At 55.3% G+C, this 20269-nt stretch carries 18 protein-coding genes; 10 read left to right on the top strand and 8 right to left on the bottom strand.

Annotation, left to right across the window (positions count from 1 at the left end):
• Window positions 1-50 precede the first annotated feature (50 nt).
• A complete protein-coding gene (locus ESZ00_RS11080; protein ID WP_129208313.1) occupies window positions 51-1571 on the top strand; it encodes a lipopolysaccharide biosynthesis protein in 1521 nt (506 codons plus the stop codon).
• Here ESZ00_RS11080 and ESZ00_RS11075 read toward each other — a convergent pair.
• Both ESZ00_RS11075 and ESZ00_RS11070 read right to left on the bottom strand, forming a co-directional pair.
• Entirely contained in the window at window positions 1564-2790 is a 1227-nt protein-coding gene (locus ESZ00_RS11075) for a glycosyltransferase (protein ID WP_229741193.1), read from the bottom strand. The two genes, ESZ00_RS11080 and ESZ00_RS11075, sit on opposite strands and share 8 nt — an antisense overlap.
• A gap of 108 nt (window positions 2791-2898) precedes the next feature.
• Window positions 2899-3408 (bottom strand): chemotaxis protein CheW, encoded by a 510-nt coding sequence (locus ESZ00_RS11070; RefSeq protein WP_129208312.1) that lies wholly within the window; start codon window positions 3406-3408, stop codon window positions 2899-2901.
• 269 nt (window positions 3409-3677) lie between these two features.
• Here ESZ00_RS11070 and ESZ00_RS11065 point away from each other — a divergent pair, with 269 nt between their 5' ends.
• The 8 genes from ESZ00_RS11065 to ESZ00_RS11030 all read left to right on the top strand — a co-directional run bounded on the left by ESZ00_RS11065 (window position 3678) and on the right by ESZ00_RS11030 (window position 12049).
• Window positions 3678-4082, top strand: coding sequence for an STAS domain-containing protein (locus ESZ00_RS11065; protein ID WP_129208311.1), 405 nt, complete (start codon window positions 3678-3680; stop codon window positions 4080-4082).
• Window positions 4079-5074: a methyl-accepting chemotaxis protein gene (locus ESZ00_RS11060; RefSeq protein ID WP_164981474.1), complete on the top strand. Its 996-nt coding sequence runs from the start codon at window positions 4079-4081 to the stop codon at window positions 5072-5074. Before ESZ00_RS11065 ends, ESZ00_RS11060 begins: the two co-directional genes overlap by 4 nt.
• Before the next feature lie 42 nt (window positions 5075-5116).
• Window positions 5117-5479 (top strand): response regulator, encoded by a 363-nt coding sequence (locus ESZ00_RS11055; RefSeq protein WP_129208309.1) that lies wholly within the window; start codon window positions 5117-5119, stop codon window positions 5477-5479.
• Between the two features lie 7 nt (window positions 5480-5486).
• On the top strand, window positions 5487-7520 hold the full coding sequence (locus ESZ00_RS11050; protein WP_129208308.1) for a chemotaxis protein CheA: 2034 nt from the start codon (window positions 5487-5489) through the stop codon (window positions 7518-7520).
• A gap of 67 nt (window positions 7521-7587) precedes the next feature.
• Window positions 7588-9351: a methyl-accepting chemotaxis protein gene (locus tag ESZ00_RS11045; protein WP_129208307.1), complete on the top strand. Its 1764-nt coding sequence runs from the start codon at window positions 7588-7590 to the stop codon at window positions 9349-9351.
• A 95-nt stretch (window positions 9352-9446) separates the two neighbouring features.
• Window positions 9447-10349 carry a CheR family methyltransferase gene (locus tag ESZ00_RS11040; RefSeq protein WP_164981473.1) on the top strand — a complete coding sequence of 301 codons (903 nt, stop codon included), beginning with the start codon at window positions 9447-9449 and terminating at the stop codon, window positions 10347-10349.
• A 71-nt stretch (window positions 10350-10420) separates the two neighbouring features.
• Window positions 10421-10975, top strand: coding sequence for a chemotaxis protein CheD (locus tag ESZ00_RS20490; protein ID WP_129208305.1), 555 nt, complete (start codon window positions 10421-10423; stop codon window positions 10973-10975).
• A gap of 18 nt (window positions 10976-10993) precedes the next feature.
• Complete coding sequence (locus ESZ00_RS11030) at window positions 10994-12049, top strand: protein-glutamate methylesterase/protein-glutamine glutaminase (RefSeq protein ID WP_129208304.1); 1056 nt, start codon at window positions 10994-10996, stop codon at window positions 12047-12049.
• A 75-nt stretch (window positions 12050-12124) separates the two neighbouring features.
• On the opposite strand, the gene ESZ00_RS11025 is transcribed toward ESZ00_RS11030, so the two are convergent.
• Complete coding sequence (locus ESZ00_RS11025) at window positions 12125-14602, bottom strand: hypothetical protein (protein WP_129208303.1); 2478 nt, start codon at window positions 14600-14602, stop codon at window positions 12125-12127.
• Window positions 14603-15013: 411 nt separating this feature from the next.
• Between ESZ00_RS11025 and ESZ00_RS11020 the strand changes: the two genes are divergently transcribed.
• Complete coding sequence (locus ESZ00_RS11020) at window positions 15014-15661, top strand: hypothetical protein (RefSeq protein WP_129208302.1); 648 nt, start codon at window positions 15014-15016, stop codon at window positions 15659-15661.
• 74 nt (window positions 15662-15735) lie between these two features.
• Here the strand turns inward: ESZ00_RS11020 and ESZ00_RS11015 are convergent, their stop codons facing one another.
• The 5 genes from ESZ00_RS11015 to ESZ00_RS10995 form a co-directional block, all read right to left on the bottom strand.
• A complete protein-coding gene (locus tag ESZ00_RS11015) occupies window positions 15736-16110 on the bottom strand; it encodes a periplasmic heavy metal sensor (RefSeq protein ID WP_129208301.1) in 375 nt (124 codons plus the stop codon).
• 185 nt (window positions 16111-16295) lie between these two features.
• Window positions 16296-16790 carry a hypothetical protein gene (locus tag ESZ00_RS11010; protein WP_129208300.1) on the bottom strand — a complete coding sequence of 165 codons (495 nt, stop codon included), beginning with the start codon at window positions 16788-16790 and terminating at the stop codon, window positions 16296-16298.
• Complete coding sequence (locus ESZ00_RS11005) at window positions 16787-17398, bottom strand: RNA polymerase sigma factor (RefSeq protein WP_129208299.1); 612 nt, start codon at window positions 17396-17398, stop codon at window positions 16787-16789. Before ESZ00_RS11005 ends, ESZ00_RS11010 begins: the two co-directional genes overlap by 4 nt.
• A 386-nt stretch (window positions 17399-17784) precedes the next feature.
• Complete coding sequence (locus tag ESZ00_RS11000) at window positions 17785-18633, bottom strand: sugar transferase (protein WP_164981471.1); 849 nt, start codon at window positions 18631-18633, stop codon at window positions 17785-17787.
• Between the two features lie 29 nt (window positions 18634-18662).
• On the bottom strand, window positions 18663-19493 hold the full coding sequence (locus tag ESZ00_RS10995; protein ID WP_164981470.1) for a carboxypeptidase-like regulatory domain-containing protein: 831 nt from the start codon (window positions 19491-19493) through the stop codon (window positions 18663-18665).
• Window positions 19494-20269 lie beyond the last annotated feature (776 nt).

Raw genomic sequence — 20269 nt, 5'->3', positions numbered from 1 at the left:
TTTCTCCGGCTTTTCTGGCCGCATCCCCGGCCATCAGGAATACGGCATTCATGAGCCTCAAGCGAATCCTGCAGATGCTCGCAGCCTTCTTCATGGGCCAGGGCGTCACCATCGTCTCGCAGCTCCTTATCCCTCCGTTTTTTCTCCATCGTTATGCCCTCGGTCTTGAGGTCTATGGCGAGTGGATTGCCCTGAGCGCGGCGGTCACCTACCTCAATACGCTCAATTACGGCATTCAGACCTACGCTACGAATCAGACCACGATCTGCTACAACCGCGGAGATAAAGAAGAGGCCCAGCATATCCAGGCCAGCGCCATGCTGCTTCTGCTCAGCATCATCGGTATCGTCTCCCTTGCCGGGCTGAGTATTTTCGCCATGCCCATCGGCAGCTGGCTCCATCTGCATCATGTCAGTACGCGCGATGCTTCGCTCACGCTCTATCTGCTCCTGCTGCAGATTCTGCTCAACATGATCCTGAGCATCACTGCGAACAGTTTCATGGTCGTGGGCAAGGCGCATCGCGGCTCGTACTGGTCGCAGGCACAACGGCTGATCTCCATCTTCGCGCTGGCTGCCTGCATCTGGTTCCGTGCCAGCTTTCCCATCCTGGCGCTTGCCCAGCTGCTCTCGATCGTGCTGTTCACTGTTTGTGTCGTCGTGGATATCGCATGGCATGCGCCAATGCTTCTGCCGCGTCTTCGCAATGCAAGCTGGGGCACAGCGGTGAGAATGCTGAAGCCCAGCGGCCACTTTGGATTGCTGTCCCTTTCGAGCTTCCTGGTCTGGCAAGGGCCGGTTCTGCTGATGCAGAGAACACTGGGCCCGGCGAGCGTCGCAGTCTTCTCACTTGCCCGCGTCGTGTTTGCCATGGGACGCCAGGCGCTTGCAGTCATCAGCTTCTCAATCGGACAGGAGATTACGCATCTCGTCGGGCAGAGGAATTGGCCTCAGCTGAAACGCCTTTACGACCTCTCCGAACGCGTAGTCCTGGTGCTGATTCCGTTATTCAGTGTAGGAATCATGCTGCTGTCGCCATTCCTCTTTACAGTCTGGCTGCACAAAAGAGGCCTTTACGACCCCTCGCTCTGCTTTGCGATGGCGCTGATCTCCGCAGTCATGGGTATCAAAGAGCACAAGTACCAGTTCCAGTCCTCGAGTAATGAACATGAGCGGCTTTCCAAATTCACGCTTGTAACGTATGCCCTGATGCTGGTAGCAGCGGCTTTTCTGCTTCATCCTTTCGGACTGATGGGCTTCCTGCTTGTCTGGCTGGCGGCAGAGGCAGCGCAGCTGGTCTACATCCTTCATCTCAACGTAGCGCTCTTTGCCGGGGCAGAGCAGATTTCCATGGCTCCGGTGATTCGCCTGATCGGGCTGCTTGCTGTTTCCTTCGGTATCGCCGCATGGCCGGCCTTCCACTCCGCGCAGTGGCCGCTCAATAGAGTCGTTGCTGTAGCCGTGCTTGTTACTTTGGCCACGACGATAGCCGCTTACTTCGTATTCGGATTGCATGAGGTACGCGCAGTACTGCAGGCACGCTTCAGACGGAGGTTTTTGCCCTCTACCTAGGAATATTCTCGGAATGCTTTTGGAGGAGATCGTTCAAGACAGAAACATAGGCCAGTCCATAGTCGCGCCATCCGCCGATCGACGTCACACGCTCCAGTGCCGCCACGCTCATCTCTCCTTGTAAGCCCGGCGCATCCGCCAGTTTTTCCAACGAGCGCTGGATGGTCTCTGGCGAGCGTATGGGTACGAGAAACCCTTCCTTGCCATCCGTGAACAGATCTTCGCCTCCGGTATTCACGGAACTGATGAGCGGACAGCCGCATGCCAAGGCCTGTCCCTGCACCAGTGCCAGGCCTTCCTCAATCGAAGGGAGCACCATCACATGACTGGTGCTCATTAACTCGGCAAGCTGCGGCTGAGTCTGCCGCCCCAGTACTTCAACATGGGTGAGATCGAACCGGCGAAGCGTCTGTACCATTGCCGGCTCGACCGGACCTGCGATTCGGAGCCGTTTCTTAGGGTGCTGGAAGCGCTGAAAGGCCTCAAGCAAGTAGGGCACTCCCTTGCGCAGGCTTACCGTGCCGGCGAAGAGAACCTCAAAACGATCCTGCGGGGGGGAACCGGTTTTGCGGAAGCGATCAAGCCTTACCCCATAGGGAACCTTCTTTACTTTCTCAGAGGCAATCCCCATTTCCAGGAAGGTCCTCCGCGCAAATTCCGAAGGCACGGTAATCAGGTCGGCGCGCTCATACTCTGCCTCTTCTCGCCGCACCATGGCAGGATCACAGGCGCGGAGCGGAAATCCCCACCGCGCATATTCCTCTGTGACAGCCGCGTCCTGATAACGGATATGCGAGGAGCCGCGATCGCAGACATAACGGCCGCCACGCGATTGCACCACAGCGCCGGTCTTGAGACCTGATCCGGACAAGGCAACCAGAACATCACAGTCCTCGATCTTCCCGGCAACCCATTGGTCGAAGATCTGCATGCTGCGCGTGTGAAGGGTCTGCGATACGGGTTTGGGAAGAGAGACTCTACGCTCGAAAGCCAGCAGTGCAGGATGAATCCACGGGAAGGAACGTACACGCTCCCGTGGGACACCTTCCCGGGCGAGGCGGCGCCACGGAAACGAGGAGTAGATACGTTGCAGGTGGCCTAGGGATTCTAGCTCACGCGCAAGATCGAAATGATGGAAGACACCGTGAACGGATGAAACAACCTGCATGGCAACCGTGAGCAGAAGGTGGATTGTTTGCAGGGTTGTTTCTGTCCGCAAACGAGCCAGATTGCTGTCGAAACTGGCTCTTCATGCAGCTTAGCGCATCCGGCAGGGATGGCATAGCACCACTGGGCTTAGTGGGCAGAGAGAAGGCGTTCAGAGGAATTACTGGACCATCTCCGGCAGTGTCAGTTCTCCCTCGGTGAGCAGCCGTTCGAGGTTCAGTGCCACTACCAGGTGGTCACGTGCCTGAAAAACGCCATGGATGAATTGCGTGTCGACAGCCGTGCCAAAGTCCGGCGCGGGGCGCATGCTGGAGGAAGACACCTGCAGCACATCCGAGATCGCATCGACCAGCAGCCCAACCACCTTCTCTTCGACCAGGGCGATCACAATGACGGTGAACTTGTTGTATTCGATCGCAGGCAGCCGGAACTTCATCCGCAGATCGATCACCGGCAGCACTGTTCCGCGCAGGTTCATCACGCCGCGCACGTGCGGAGGCAGATTCGGGATGGGAGTAATGGGCGCATACCCGCGAATTTCCTGGATCTTGAAAAGTTCGAGACCGTAGTCATGATCGTCGAGCGTAAACGTGAGGTACTGCAGCGTCTGCTCCTGCTCTCCAGCTGCGCCCGCAGTGATGGCCGCTACAGCAGCTTCCTGGGTGGACATCTGTTCCGACTGTTGTGTCATAGAAGTCATCGGCTGCGTTTTGTCCCTTCCTGTTACCGGACTGCGTTTCTCATCAATGGTTCTATCGGCATCCTTTCGTCAGGCATGAGATCGCTGCGCATACCTGTGTCTCATGCCTGATTGGTGAGAATTCGTTCTTTGCCGATAAGCCCATCGCAGGGCAAGTGTTTTTCTGCGTGCGAAGCCTCCAGCATAGGCACGCGGGGACGAACTCGCGCAGGGGACATAGAGAGGGAGCCGTACCAGCGATGGGCAGGGCAAGTGGACGACAAAAGAAAGCAGAGACTTCCAGCAGCAGCGGTGCTTCTTCTCCGGAAACGCCGGTAGAGGTGCAGGCGCCGATGCTGGCTGAGACGCCGGTGAAGGTGTTGGAACCCAAACCGAGCCTGCGGCTCTCTGCATATGGATCGACCGAGGAGTTGCACACGCAGGTATTGGACCTGGCCGGGAACAGTGATCTTGATGTGGACCTGTCCGAGATGACGAATCTCGATGCAAGCGCGTTGCAGGTTCTGCTGGCCCTTGCCGGCGAGCAGGCGGCACGCGGCCTGCAGCTGCAGATGAGAAACGTATCGCCTGCCCTGGGCCAATGGCTCGAAAGCACGGGCGCAGCGCAACATCTGCCCGCATCCGCACAGGAGGAGAGAGGATGAGGAACGATCTCTGTGCCGATACGGTACATGAAAATGGTCTTTCCGTCGCTACAGTACCCGGGCTGGAATCACAGATGAAGCCGTATCTCGAGCGGCTCGGCACCTTGTCCATGCAGCTTCGTCAGACCTCGAGTCAGATCGAGCATTCCGTTCTCGAGGTGTGCAACAGCTTTCAGGGAATCGCTACACGGGCGAAGACCACGGTTTCGCGTGCGGTGTCCTTTCTTGCCGATGACGATCGTGGGCAGGAAAACGTCAGCTTCGAGACGCTCATTCAGAACTGCAGCGATACGATGGTGCGCATTTTGAATGTGACGCTGGAGGCAGGTGAGGTTTCGCAGCGCGCCGTCGAACGCGTACAGCAAATGGATGAATCGGCGGCCGCGATCCGCACCTCGATCCAGCAGCTCGAAGAAATCTCGAAGGAAAATCGCATGCTGGTCATCAATGCCCGCATTGAGGCCGCGCATGCCGGGGAGCAGGGCGCGGGCTTTGCTGTGGTTGCCGTCGAGGTCGCTTCACAGACGGAGAAGATGCAGAAGGTGACAGCGCTGGTCGACGATCTTGCCGCCGAACTTCGCTCGCTCGCCGCGTCCACGCTCGCGGATCTGCAGCGCATGCATCAGCGCAGTCACGAACGGGTGGAGGAGTGCCGCAGGGAGGTTCATGCTTCTCTGGAAGATCTTCGCCGGGCACACGATGGAATGAAGTCCATGCTCGTCGATATGACCGACGATGGTGCTCTGCTGGCCAGCGAGATCGGCTCAGCGATCCGCGGCATGCAGTTTCAGGATCGGGTGAGCCAGCGCATTGGTCATGTGATCGAAGATCTTGAAATTCTCGACCGTCGCTTCGACGAGATTGCGCGGTTCGGCTTTGTGAGCGTGGCGCATCCAGGAGGCGAATTCAGCGCTTACACCATGCATGAGGAGCGCGAGCTCTCAGGGCTGAGCGTAGAGGCAGTTTCCGGCGGCGACGTCGAGCTTTTCTAAGCACAGAGCTGCGCCGGCATGGCCCGGCGGCACAGGAGAAGTATGAAGAAGATTCTCATCGTGGATGATTCCGTATCCATGCGGAAGATGGTCGGATACACCCTGCGCCAGGCGGGTTTCGATGTGGTGGAAGCCGAGCATGGCCAGGACGCTCTCGACAAACTGCAGGGCGCTGTCGTCGACCTGATCATTACCGATTTGAATATGCCGGTAATGGATGGCATCACGCTGATTCAGAACGTGCGCAAACGTGTCGATATGAAGACCAAGCCTATCCTCATGCTCACGACGGAGACCCTCGGCGCCAAAAAGGAAGAGGGCAAAGCCGCTGGAGCTACCGGATGGATCGTCAAGCCGTTCGAGCCTGAAAAACTGCTGGCCACAGTAGCCAAGGTATTGCCCTGAGTCCCCTATGAAGATCGATCTGAGCCATTTTCGCGAGACTTATCTACAGGAAAGCGCCGAGCACGTAGAGGCAATGGAGTCCGAGCTGCTTGCTCTCCGCTCATCTCCATCGGATATTGAGCTGCTCAATGCGATCTTCCGCGCCGCTCACTCGATTAAAGGTGGCGCAGGATCGTTTGGGCTGAACGCGCTGGTTCGTTTTACGCATGCTCTGGAAAGCATGCTCGACAAGTTACGCTCTTCCGAGATGCAGGCGACCGACGAGGTGATCGACCTCCTGCTCAAGTCCGTCGATGTGCTGCGCGCGCTGCTCGGTTCCGAACCCGAGGCCGTACTTTCACCGGAGGCAGAAGCCCTGCGTCAGCGCTTTGAGCAGTTGTGTGGCATGGCTGTTTCAGATGAGCAGGAAAAGTCGGAACTCAGTCCCGTAAATGCGGGTGATCTGACGATCTACCGTGTCGAATTCCGCCCCCATGCGGATATGTTCCTGACCGGCAATAACCCCCTGCTGCAGTTACGGGACCTGGCTGCGCTGGGCACGGTAAGTACCTGCGAACTCCATGTCGATCGACTACCGGCTCTGAGCTCGCTCGATCCTTCGCTCTGTTATCTCTGGTGGACGATTGAGTTAGTCACTTCGCACAGCGAGGCTGAGGTGCGCGAGGTCTTCGAATTTGTCGAGCACTTGGCTGAAATTCAGATTGTGCGCCTTGAAATCGAGCCCAAGGTAGATGCAGAGAACATAGCCATGGCAGCGGATCATGCGCTGGCACCCGTTTCTCCAGTGCCCCCACTTGCGAAAACGGAACCTGCCCTGCGCGAGCAGCCGGGACGGCGCGCATCGGCGTCGGCCGAGTCCGGGTCGATACGGGTCGAGACCAGCAAGGTGGATCGTCTGATCGATCTCGTCGGTGAGCTCGTGATTGCCCAGGTTATGACTGCGCAGATCGTAGAGGAATTTACTCCCGACTGCTTGCCGAAGCTGCGGGATGCCGTGGCAGCGATGGAGCGGAACACACGCGAACTGCACGAGCGCGTGATGGGCGTGCGCATGCTTCCGGTTGGACCGCTCTTCCAGCGTTATATGCGCACGGTCTATGACATCGCTCGCAGTACTGGAAAGCGTATCCGCCTTGAAACCGAAGGCGAAGAGACCGAGATCGACAAAAGCATGCTGGAGCTGCTCAGCGACCCCCTCACGCATCTGGTACGCAATGCCGCAGATCATGGCATTGAGATGCCTGAGGTACGGCGCGCCAGCGGCAAGCCCGAGGAAGGTGTCATTACGCTGCGAGCCTTTCACCGCTCCGGTCGCATTGTGATTGAAATTGCCGACGACGGAGCCGGCATCGATGTACAGCGTGTGCGCCGGAAAGCCATCGAGCGCGGCCTGATCGCACCGGACGCCCAGCTGAATAACGATGAGCTGCGCATGTTGATTTTCGCGGCCGGATTTTCGACACGCGACGCAGTCAGCGATCTTTCCGGGCGTGGTGTAGGCATGGATGTGGTGAAACGCAATGTCGAGCAGTTGAACGGCACTGTGACTGTGCGCAGCGAATTGGGCATGGGGTCCATCGTGTCTGTGGAATTGCCACTCACCCTCGCCATTCTGGAAGGGCTTCTTGTACGGGTTGCCGATCGCACGCTTGTCCTTCCACTCCTTGCCGTGGTTGAAACCGTCGCTCCCGAGAGTTCGCAGATCGTTGAGATCGCCAGGCGGGGAGAAGTAGTGGTCATACGCGAAGAATCGATTCCACTGCTTCGTGTCAGGCATTTTCTAGGGTTGGTAACAGATAGTTCAAGCGTGAGCACTTCCGAGCGCGAGCTGGTGGTCGTAGTAGAGGCCGGCCATAAGAAGGTTGGGCTGGTCGTGGAAGAGCTGCTTGGTCAGCAGCAGGTCGTCGTCAAGAGCCTCGAAAAGAACCTTCGCAAAGTGGGTGGATTGATGGGCGCCACGATCCTGGGCGACGGCTGCGTGGCGCCCATCGTGGATGTGGCAGGCATTGCCAGCCTGAATCTGCCAGGCATGCATGCCTGAAGCAATAGGAGCAGGTAAGAAAACAATATCCGGCATCGGAAGGTGCAAAGGAAAGTGAGACGGGAGCATGATGAACAACCTCAGAATCAGAACCAGAATCACGCTGGCTTTTGCCGTAGTGATCCTGATCAGCGTGCTGATGAGCGTGTTTGCGATCAATCGTGTGATGAACATCGGTCAGCGGGCAGACATCGTGGATGGTGATTATGTTCCCTCGGCCGCCGCACTGAGTGACATACAGACTCGCACGCAGCATGAGGTGCAGCTGCTGTTGAAACATGCTGGCAGCACCAGCGATGCAGAGATGACGGAGATCGAATCGCAGATCAAGGCCTTGCGCGATCAAAACGACGACGCCTATCGTGCATACGAAGCTCTGCCCAGCGAAGATGCAGAACGGAAGCTGTACGAAAAGGCCAAAGAGGACCGTGCCGCTTTCAACGATAAGTTCGAGCAGATCCGCCAGCTGAGCCGGCTCAACACCCCGCAAGGTAATGCCAAAGCGCAGCAGATGATTGACGGAGATCTCCAGGTCTATCTGACTAACTACGATGACGATCTTCAGGCTGTAGTCGATTTCGATAACAAGGGATCGGTCGAGGGATTAAAAGTCGTTCGAGATGCAGTAGGATCTACCATCCATGGTCTTATCGTTGGCCTGACATTGGCCATTGTTCTTGCGATCATTGTCTCGATGATGATCATTCGCAGTATTTCCGGTCCGATAGCCATGGCTGTGGAATCACTCGAGCTGGTTGCTACCGGCGATCTGACCGCAAGCCTGAATATCGACAGCAAGGATGAAATCGGGCGCATGGCAGAGGCGCTCAATACCGCTGTCGGCAAGCTGCGCACAACACTACAAAGCGTGTGGGACAGCGCGGATAACACCAATTCTGCGGCTACCGAACTGGCGTCGGCCACAGCCTCCATCGCCAGTGGTGCGCAGGAGCAGGCTGCAAGCCTGGAGGAGACGTCAGCAAGTCTCGAAGAGATCACCGCGACCGTTCGCCAAAGTGCGGACAATGCCCGCCAGGCCAGCCAGTTGGCCTCCGGATCAAAAGATGCTGCCGTACAAGGACAGGAAGTTGTTTCAAGTGCGGTTGCTGCGATGGAAGAGATCAACCTTGCCTCCGCGAAAATCTCCGACATCATTTCCACGATTGATGAGATCGCTTTCCAGACAAACCTCCTGGCCGTCAACGCTGCAGTGGAGGCGGCACGGGCCGGTGAGCAGGGAAGAGGGTTTGCCGTGGTGGCCACCGAGGTGCGCAGCCTCGCCCAACGCAGTGCCGGTGCAGCCAAGGAGATCAAGGGCCTGATTGAAGATTCACGGCGCAAGGTGGAACGCGGTTCAGAGCTGGTGAATCGTTCTGGAGAGACGCTGCAAGGTATCGTCACTTCGGTCAAGCGCGTCACGGATATTGTCGGAGAGATCGCTATCGCTTCGGCGGAACAAAGCACTGGCGTTGAGCAGGTAAATACTGCGATGACGCAGATGGATCAGGTGACGCAGGCTAACTCCGCGCAGACCGAAGAGCTTTCTTCTACTGCGCAGACACTCTCCGAGCAGGCATCTCAGCTGATGAAGACTGTAAGCGCCTTTAAGCTCGGAACAGAAACCGGAGCTGCTGTGTCGACACCGGCAAAAATAAAATCTGCGTCGCGCAAGCCTTCCACATTGATCAAGAAAACAACGGGCAGCTTTTCCCATGCGCGACCCTCCGCCGCGCACCGTCCTTCGCCATCCATGGCAGGTACACATGCGCGTCAGCCTGAGTTAGCCATGAGCGCACATGGCGGAGGAGACGATAGCTTCGAGGAATTCTAGCCACTGTCGCTCTTGCAGGATCTTCTCTTTGGGAGGCAGCAGACCGTCGAGTGGCGGTCTGCTCCACTTTCTTATGCCGGCGTAATGAGGGTTCTATGCTCACCATGGATCAGCGGGACTTCAAACGCTTCCGCGAACTGATTCATCATCAAACCGGTATATGGCTGCGTGACGGGAAGAATGTGATGCTTGCGTCGCGCCTTACACGCAGGCTTCGTCATCATGGGTTGAGCAGTTTTTCCGAGTACTACGACTATCTCGAACGCTCTGGCGACGCATTGGAGATCGGAGAGCTGATTAACTGCGTCACGACCAATAAAACATCCTTTTTTCGCGAGATGCACCACTTCGAGTTTCTGCATGACGTGCTGGTTCCGGAGCGGACAAAGGCGGCGCGCAATGGGCAATCGAAATCGATCCGCATCTGGAGTGCGGCCTGCTCTACCGGCGAGGAACCATACTCGATCGCCATGAGCCTCTGCGAAGCCTTAAGCGGAGGAGATTCGGTGGGGCGTTTGACTGGCGATACAAGCGCAACGACGGAATATGCAGCGGCAATAGCTTCGTGGAAACTTGAGATCGTCGCCTCTGACATCGACACTACGGTTCTCGATAAGGCATCACGCGGAGTGTATCGCGACGATTTGCTCGATGGGGTGCCTGCAGCTCTGCTCAAAAGATACTTTCTGCGTGGAAAGGGGGAGATGGCAGGCTATGTCAAGATCAGGCCCGATATACGAAAACTTCTCCACTTTGAACGCATCAATCTGATGGATAAGCCATGGCCGCTCAGCGGCCGCTTTCACGTAATCTTCTTCCGCAATGCATTGATCTATTTCAATCAGCAGACGCAGGATGTCTTTCTTCGCCGCATGCTGCAGCTGCTCGAGCCACGCGGATATTTGATTCTTGGCCATTCGGAACATGTCCCCTGGCTGCACGACCAGATCCACCCGCTAAACCACACCATCTTTCAACTGCGCGAACGGCCTGAGTGAAAAAACACGCGAGCCATCACGGAAGAGCACATGGCCGGAGCGCATCCCCTGGAGCGCACCGCTCATCGATCATGGAGCATCTGCAGCTCAAGGCCCATCACCGCATCTACATCGGCGAAGTGTATGCCAGCAGTGAGCCCCTCATTTTGCAGACACTTCTCGGATCATGCGTTGCTGTCTGTCTTCGCGATCCAGTCTCGCAGGTCGGAGGAATGAATCACATTCTTCTACCGTGGAGCTCGAGCGAAGCCCATGAAACTCGCTTTGGTGTGCATGCAATGGAGCTGCTAATCAACGAAACGATGAAACGCGGCGCTCTGAGAAGCCGTCTCGAGGCAAAGGCCTTCGGTGCGGCAAATGTCCTGCACGTGTTGCAGCGGCCGAGTGTTGGAGAGATGAATGCCGCGTTCGTTCGTGAGTTCCTGGCCACGGAAGGCATTCCGCTTCTTGGGCATCGGCTGGGCGGTACACAGGCGTTGCAGGTAAGCTTTCGCACGGATACAGGCAGAACTCTGGTTCGTACAGCCGACGGCTCTCGCCTGCAGAAAATCGTCCACGAGGAAGAAAGTTATCGCATCGCACACCGAGGCGAGGAAGATGCGACTGGCGATATCACTCTCTTTTAACTGCAGAGGATGCAATCTATGCCACCACCCTATAAGGTTCTTATCGTCGATGATTCCGCGCTCATGCGCCAGATCCTTACGCAGATCCTCTCGTCGGATCCAGATATCGAGGTGATAGGGGTCGCAAGCGATCCTTATGTGGCGCGTGAAAAGATTAAAGCGCTCCATCCGGATGTACTTACCCTGGATGTAGAAATGCCGCGCATGGATGGACTGACGTTTCTTGAAAAATTGATGCGTGGACACCCCATGCCCGTCGTGATGATCTCTACTCTGACAGAAAAAGGCGCAGATGTGACGCTTCGCGCACTGAGCCTGGGAGCAATCGACTACGTCGCCAAGCCGAAGCTCGATGTTTCGGCTGGAACGTTGCAGCAGAGCGAAGAGATTATCACGCGAGTAAAAGCGGCTGCGCGCGCAAGGGTACGCATTCGGCAGACACCGGCGCCGCTTCCCGTGTCATTGACGGCAAAGTCGACGCCGCAATTTACAGCTACGCACAAAGTTGTCGCTATCGGTGCAAGCACTGGCGGCACAGAGGCATTGCGTGAAGTGCTCACTGTTCTTCCCGCGGACTTTCCTGGGATCGTCATTGTGCAACACATGCCCGAGGCTTACACGCAGCAATTTGCTGCGCGACTGAATTCGCTTTGCCGGATAAGGGTGAAAGAGGCTGAAGATCGCGACAGAATTCTTCCTGGACACGCACTGATCGCTCCAGGGGGGCACCACATGGCGGTCATCCGCAAAGGGATGGAATACGGCGTACACGTCTATCGTGGTGAGCGAGTCAATCGCCATCTGCCTTCCGTGGATGTTCTGTTTTCCTCTTGTGCGCGCGAGCTTGGTCGCAATGTTCTGGGTGTGATGCTTACCGGGATGGGAGGCGATGGCGCTCGCGGCATGCTGGAGATGAAACAGAGCGGAGCTTTCAACATGGCTCAAGATGAGGCAACCAGCGTGGTCTTCGGTATGCCGAACGAAGCCATCAAGCTCGGTGGAGTGGACGAGGTGCTCCCGCTAGAGCGTATTCCGCTGGCCTTGCTGCAGAGGTTATCCAGTGATAAAGAGTAATCACCGTACCAAAGCAGACTGTTATCGGCGCTCGGCCTTTCTTATCCGTTGAATCCTGTAATCCCGGAAAGTGGTTCAGTGCTCTGGAATCAACCAGACTTCCGCTACTTGAAGTCCACGTCCTCCACCGCCAATGCCGGCTGGACGAGTCCACTTCAGATCAAGCGTCCCATCTGCGATAGCCGAGTCCGGAATATCGAACTCCAGGATTTCGGGGTTGTGCTTTCGCAGCAGGGGTGCATGAATTTCTACAGTATCGTTTGCGACAAGGCGGATTGGCAATGTGTAATCCTCGCCGCCATAGGTCACGCGAAGATGGTAATGCTCTTTCGGGTCAAGGTTCTGATATCGCATCTCCAACGGCTTGTCATAAAGAGTCTCAGCATACGTAAGAGTTGAGATGCGCAGGCCGTCGTCAGGAATCTTATCTGCAATACCGTTTACGGTGGTGGTATAAAGTTGAGGGTCCGGACTTGAGTTAGAGTTAGAGCTAGAGCTAGAGCTAGAGCTAGAGCTTAAGACGAGATGCGGCTCATGGGTGGGATCGCCGAGATCATCATAATAACCACCAGGGCCGGGATCTTCATAGTGCAGTAGCTTTACCAGCTCTGCCTGACGTTCCGATTCTGTCGCAAGCCTGGAGATACTGTCGTATCGTTGCGTCAGCCAAGCCCGATCATTCAGGTCGACATCGATACGATCGAGGTTCGCGCCTCGCTCAATGTTTGAGGCTCCATACTTCTGCACACTGAGCTGTATTCCAACGTGATGAAAGAGGGCATCGGCGAGTGAGAAGATGCGCTTCTGTAAATCCGCAGCTACAGGCATAGACATCAATGCTTCGCGAGCCTCACGGATGGCCTCGGCAGACCCGATGCTGGGAGCAGTTCGAATGGCAGCCATGGCGCGCTCCTCGCGATCGGTTGCATCGATGAGTCGTGCGTGGATATATGCATCGTAATACGCTCGATAGAGGGCAAGCTCGAAGCGCCAGTTTTGCTTCTGAGCATCGCTGGCCTCTTCTTCCATGGTTGAAAAATCAAGCAGGGTGGAGTCAACGCTGGAGTGGGTCAGAAGCGGACCATTCCAGTTCTGCTCAAGATCCATAAGGCCACGGGCGAAGGCATCGCTGTTCAGTTTACCGATATGCGGTCCAAGAAAATAGCGGCTATAGTCACGCAAGGTTTGCATCGGATCAGCGGAAGACGACCATCCCAACTGATCCCAGAGAACTTTGTTCACGTCATCGTTGACGCCTTCACTGTACGCAATGAACCCATGATGCAGGGGAGCGAAGGTGCGATAGATTTCTTTCTCCCCTAATGGACGAGGATCGATAGGTTCGCGCCCCTCTGAAAACGCAAAGGCCGGATCCCATGCGGGGAGAGCAAACTGCGCATGCATCACGTGGCCAATATCAGGATAGGCCTGGAGCGGATAGCGGGCAGGAATCATCGCTCGCTGCAGAGCAAAGCTATCGCGTGATTGTGGTCCGACAAAAAAACCGGTTATGAAGTCGGGTTGCTGCGTTTTTAGCAGGGAGTAAAACTCGCTGTACCAGGCAGCGCTGAAGCCCTGAGCTGAGAGCCACACCGTGGCTTTCGGATGATATTTATGTAATATCGAGGCTTCTTTTTCAACGACAGGAAGAAGATATTTCGGCTCTGTGTGGCCAGGATCACCGCCTGGGATATAGAGCGCGTCAATATGTGGAAGTGCGCGGAAGAGAGCCTCAGCTTTTTTGAGCTCGGCATCGACCTGCATCGGATTGGAATAATCCTTGGCCATTTCTGGGTAGTAGAGATCGAAATCCAGGCCATAGGCGATTGTTGATTTGCAGATGCCGATAAGAGTTTCCAACGCTGGAGTGGGGTAAAGCGGACTGGTTGCAGCATCATCTGAGTCCGGCGCAATGACCTGGATAGTGTTGTTACCGAAGATGGCGAGGTCTCGTGTCTGCTGATCGAATTGCGCAACAGTCCATGCATCATAGGTATTGTTTTTGCGCCGATAACCGATCTGAATTCCGCGCACAGGAGAATCAGGAGCGGTAGTGACGTGCAAATCCGCAGCAAGAGTAGCGCGACCATGTTCCATTTCCAGCTTGCGTAATAGGTATCCCACTCCGAAAAGAACACCGCGTGGATCATTGCCCGCAATGACGATGGTCGTAGAAGAGGTACGGTGAAGCGTCTCGATCGAAAATCCCTCAGGCTCATGCGTCGATGAAGAAGGCGAGAGTGACTGCCATGCATCTCGCCATGGAGACGCAAGAAGGGAAGGGATCTCCCCGCGCAATCCGACAATGATATTGACGGTTGCGATTTCCTGATGTGCATTCAATGGCCATTCAACCCCGGTTCGTTTGGCTTCTTCCTCGCGAAGTACGGATACGGCTTTCGCCTCTACAGAATTGGCTGTAGGCGATGCGACAACGGTTGCCTGAGTGCAGGAGAGCTCTGCATGAAGTGGCCGGTTAAAAAAAACAGCCAGCAACAAGAGAAGGACTGCAAGCCGTACAGTCGTTTGATTGCGCAGAAAAAAATGCTTCACACTGCGAGAATACTGTAGGTTTTGGACTTCATTGATACCATTGGAAATACTGGAGCTTTTCGAGGGGTGCCACCGAGTTCATATCGCATATTCTGTGTAGCTTTTTGGCTGGCAGCCTGCCTCGCTGCGGAAGCGCAGCAGAGTCCCCAGCAATCTGCAACCATACGGCCTGGTTCTGAAGTTTCAGACCTTGTACCGCGGGTGCCTGGCGTTAGTGCGCGTTTTGCCGGGTTAAACGCTGGTTTTACGTATTCTGGTGTTCATACTTCTTCGCAGAGCTGGTATCAGCTTGTTACGCCTGCGGTGAGTTACAGCTTCTTGCATCGCTACTCGGTGGATGCCAGCACCCCTCTTTACCTACACCTCTCCGTGGCAAATTTGCACAACAATTCTGAGAGTAGCCAGGGAGAGGTGCTGGAGAAATTTGATGTAGGGGATACGCTGATCGACTTCCATGCTACGTGGCGACCGTCCATTTTTACGGATACGGTAACAGCATCACTGACTGCGCCCACAGGAGATCGCCCAGAAGGTCTCGGTACCGGTCACGTAACCTTCGACCTCGACAATCACATGGAGCGCTATATTCGGCGAGCCGGATTTCTGGTCGATCTGGGCGCAGGCGACTCTTCAAACCTGGTAAACAATCTTGTCACCAAGGATTACAGCTCTGTCGGGCCGCTGGCGCACTTTAATGCCGGCGCGATCCTCTGGATCTACGGTCACAATTACATTGAGTCCGTAGCGTATGAGCAATTACCGCTGGGAGGCCAGACGGTTTATACCGTCGGTGGTCCAGCGGGCGGCAAGGGACCGTCGAAGACCGTGACCTATAGCAATGGCGCGAGCGAAGACAATGGATTCACCACATCGTTTGGGATCCCACTGCAAAGCCACTTCACGCTGACTGGATACTATAACCGTAGCCTGAGGAGAGACCTCGATACGGTTTCGATCGGCGTGACCTATGTGTTACGCAGTCCAAGAGGCGGGAAGAAGCTCTCGATGATAGATCGGGCACTTCGTGAAGCTGCAGGCCTTGGAGCGGACCAGCCGTAATGGGCTTCATACCACGGCCGGCTCAAGCAGCGTTCCATCGATAAAGGCTCGCCAAGCCAGGTGAAGACGCCTGCTTACTGAAGCTTTTCGAGCTTCTCGATCTGCTGCGAGCTCATCACCTGCCGAATTTCCAAATACATTTGTGCGACTGTCTTTTGCAGCGAGGCACGCGCCTGATTTACAGCATCGATCTGTGCGAAGAGACTGGCCTTGTCTGCCTGCGAATTTTTGCTGATAGCCGACAGCTTGGATTGCTCTTTCAGGAAGCTCTGATAGCTCGACAGAATAGCGGGCTTATTGGCATCGAAAATCGCATCCATGTTTTTCTTCTGTTCGCTGCTGATGCCAACCGTCTTCATCGCCGATTTATCATCCCACCAGCGCCGAGGTGGTCCGAACTGCACGCCACTTCCGGATGAGCTGCCGCTGGCGGTGCTGTTGCCGGTCATGGATGCCGATGCTTGTGGCGAAGTCGCTGGAGGCGTCGGGCCACCAGGCCCGTTCGAATTTCTTGGACCCCCCGGGCCGCCAGGACCTCCTGGACCACCGGCCTGCGCGTAAGCGGCTCCAGACGCGGCGACCAGAAGACTAAGATTTAGACAGGCAGTTCTCAACCAACGAGTGCACATAGTTCTTAGTAGGTACTCCTGTCATTGCCTGCGTGTGGCTGATGGCCCGTGGGGACATTGTACTCACGCATGGGCGATACATCGTCTGCGTTGATTGCACTATCTACAGCTTGTAAGAGATCGTTATCTTGCGCAATTTGCGAATCATTATCCTGCGCTGCCGTATTTCCGACGTGGGCACGCCTTAAGGATAGATGGTCATAGCGTAATGTCACGATGCCTGTCACCAGCATGAGTGTTGCTAGTGTCCATGCGGCTCCGGGAAACAATCCGTGCTGCTTTCTTCTGGGCAACTCGATCATGGGTGTGGTGATCGACCGTGCTTCGCTCCAGGCCAGCGATGCCGTATTGAATGCTTCCATGTCGGCCTGAAATACCTCCAGCTTGCTGCGGCACATTGCGCAGAGGGCGAGGTGACGAGCTGTCTCGGCGGAGTTCAGATCGATCAGAGCGTCATGGAGCTCTTCTTCCGTCAGGTGGGCGAACATGTCTGTCGTCATATCTTCGCTCCAAGCTGGCTGCGGACTGCATGGAGAGCACGATGCAGGTGTGTCCTCACGGTGTGCATCTGCATCCCCAGCATTTGGCTGATCTCCGCTACCGGAATGTCCTGAGAAAATCTCATCAAAAATACGGTCCGCTGTTTTGGGGAAAGGGTCGCAAGTACCTTTGACAGCTGGCCAATCTTCTCCTTCGCTAATACCTGATGCTCAGGGCTTGATCCCGCGGATGGAAGAAACGATGCCATCTCGTGCACATCGATTGCAGTCGCCTTAGCCTGCTTCCAGAACTTGTACTTGGCCGACCGCATATGGTCACGAGTCAGGTTAATGGCGATGCCGGTAAGCCAGGTTTTCACACTGCAATCACCGCGAAAACTCTTCCGCCCCAAATATGCCCGTAGCAACGTATCCTGCGTAATAGTCTCAGCCAGGTCAGGGTCACCCGTCGAAAAAGTAACAAATCGCAGAATCTGAGCCCGATAGGTCCTGACCAGCCCGTCGATGTCGTCGAGTTCGCTGGCGGGTTGGGTGGTTTCCACAAAGGGTGATTCTATTTCACCGTGAGGAGCCAGGTCTATATATTCGGTGCGTGCATATGCGCCCATCGTGCCTGCGTTCCTCCGCCCTGGGCAGCTATTGCTGAGCCGGGATCTCGGTGGCGACTACTGCTGAGATTCGTTCATCCATCGCAGCCATATCGAAAAGATGCTGCCCGCCGAGTGGGTTCATGACGGGCAGCGCTTTGGTCAACGGCGTACTGGAGTATGAGTCGCATAAATGAGCAGAATTGATTACACGAAGAACGCTTTATTTTTGGAAGAATAGGGGCCTGCTTCGAAGAGTGAATGCATGCGAAGCAGGATAGGAGCTAAAAGTCACCCGCCATGCAAGCGTTTGCTCGCAGCAGCAGCCGAATGTCTGAAGAAGCAGGTGCAGAGCCAGCTGATTTTTGAGCTTCTGGAGGAAGCACACCCAGGAGCGCAGGCTAGCACTAATAGGCTCCCTCGCGATGAATCATGACGAAGAGAGTTTTCAGGAGAATCTTCGTTTCCATCCAAAGATTCCAGCGAGTCACATAGTGCACGTCCAGCTGTACGCGCTCTTCATAGCTGAGATCGCAGCGGCCGGAAACCTGCCACAGCCCCGTAATACCAGGAACGGCATACGAGAACATCTGCAGGTACATTCCGTACTTGCTCATTTCTTCGTGTACGATGGGGCGCGGCCCGACAATGCTCATCTCGCCACAAAGTACATTCAGCAATTGGGGGATTTCGTCCAGGCTCGTGGAACGAAGAATCCGTCCGATGGGAGTGATCCGTGGATCCCATTTCAGCTTCCGGTTGGTGAGCCATTCCTGTCTTGCCTCGGCATTGGCATCCAGATATTGCTCGAGCACACGGTCCCCATCCTGATACATGGTGCGGAACTTCCACACAAAAATCGGCCGTTGAAACTGACCCAGACGGCGATGCCGATAGAACACCGGACCGCGCGAACTTGCTCCTACCAGCACCGCAATGCACAGACACAGTGGTAGCAGGAAGGGAAGCGCCAACATGATCAGAACGAACTCGATCGTTGGCTTGATAAGCCGATAGGCCGACGAAGCGATCGGGAGATGGAGTGGGACCGAATGCCGCTTCGCTGTCGCGAGTTCAAGGGGAACAGTGCTGGGGCAAGACATATCTTCGGAATATGTGGGATAAGCAGTTTCAGAGGTGAAGAGCTCTTGTGTAGTCATCGGCAAATTTGGACCTGAGTCTCGACAGTTGGAAAATGTACGTATTTTGGACAGCCGAGCAGCACCTGCTTGCTCTGCTCGGCTTTGCGTGTGCAATCCAGGGAAGCGCTGCGATGTGAGCGGTTTCAGTTCTGCGGACTCGTCTTGTAATGGGCAATTACTTCGACACGTACAGAGCATCCTGGCCCGGGAGATATCTCTGGTTCACAGTGCGTGAAGAATGAAAGTTGGTGATGGGTAAGTTGGACATCGCTTATGGCCCAATCGTGATAACCGGATATCCTCATCTCAATACCAGGCGGGAGATCGGCGAGCTTCATCGGAGAATAGACACCTCCTTTTGATGAACTCATCGAGCCTTCTCTATACGTCGTATCCAGGTCTTCGACGCGTGGGATATAGCAGGCATCCTCTTTTTTCCACGGAACACCACCAGCTGGAGACTCGCCATCAAGATGGCAGATCAGGGCTTGGTTTGTATGTACACCAGACGCATTCTCATACTGCGGACTACGTAGGAAGCTGTATGCCGCGTTGTCGTCAGGCAACTGCAGTGAAAATGGATGGGAAGGCTTTCCAATTTTGATCTGCAACCGTTCATCCTGATAGCCCGGTTCCTTAGCATGAACAGTAACGGTTTGCCCGAAGTGAGCGGCGTTATTAGGGAAAAGCGCAAAGAGACCGGAAGAATCTGTAGATACCGTCCTGTTCTTTTCCTCTTCAATCCAAACCAGTGCTCCTCCCAGGGGCCGATGGGAGCCTGCATCCATGACTACGCCGGAAATCGCTCTCTTTTCACTGAGATGTGCCTTCACTTTCCAAACTTCAGGACAGGCGAGAACGATACAGCAAAGAATGCCGATCCCCAGAAGCGACGGCACGCTAGCTAGGAGTGCCGAACCTCTGCTGTCCATACGTAGAATGCCTTCGATCGATTGACTGCGCATATTCTGCATATCTTTATCCGCGCACATCGTCGTGCGTGTTGTGTACCTCTTTCAGACGCAGGTTCTCTGCAGAGTGATTACAGGACGGCTTCGTTTTTATGGGGAGCTTAAAAGCAAACTGCAGCTAAGACCTGCCTGCACAAGCTTTTCAGCAGCATTTACACATTGCTGCTTGATTGCTTAGATCGTGCAAATTGCGATCCAGGCGGTGATGTTCAGGATGCGGATGAGAGCGCTATGACGTCGCCGCAATAACTGCTTTAAGGACGTAATGATTCCTGCGTCTCATGTGCTCATACAAAATGCAAAGCACATCCACCTCAAGCGCAGAAATTCTGCCACGATGCTCCTCGTCGCGGGGAATTGAATCTGTGGTGTTCAATTTGTTTTCGCTCGGCACTATCGAACGCCACGCCAGACCGAATACTGTCGTAGCGAAGTTGTTCCAGGCTCGGCAATCTGCGGACCATTTGGCGAGTGCAATGTTTATGCCGCGGCGAAGCACACCGGACGCTGCTACATGTTCGATGCCAGTTATACCGATGGTAAATCAGTCGATGATGGCTCGAATCTCCAGAAACAGATCTATCCCTATGGCTATTATCTGCGCCGCGGTATATCTTCCTTTGAGATATGTCATAACTTCGTTGCCACTTATCGCTATGTATTGTCCGCGGATCTTCTCTCTTGCCGTCGCGGCTGACGAAAAGAGGGTCGCTCACCAATATCACGCATATCGGCAGCTGACTCGCGATAACGATGATCGACGATGAAGATAGCTCGTC

It is taken from the genome of Silvibacterium dinghuense (assembly GCF_004123295.1).
In the GTDB taxonomy this organism is placed as follows: domain Bacteria; phylum Acidobacteriota; class Terriglobia; order Terriglobales; family Acidobacteriaceae; genus Silvibacterium; species Silvibacterium dinghuense.
Note: the sequence above shows the minus strand (reverse complement) of the source record. Positions and strands in the feature narration are given on the sequence as shown.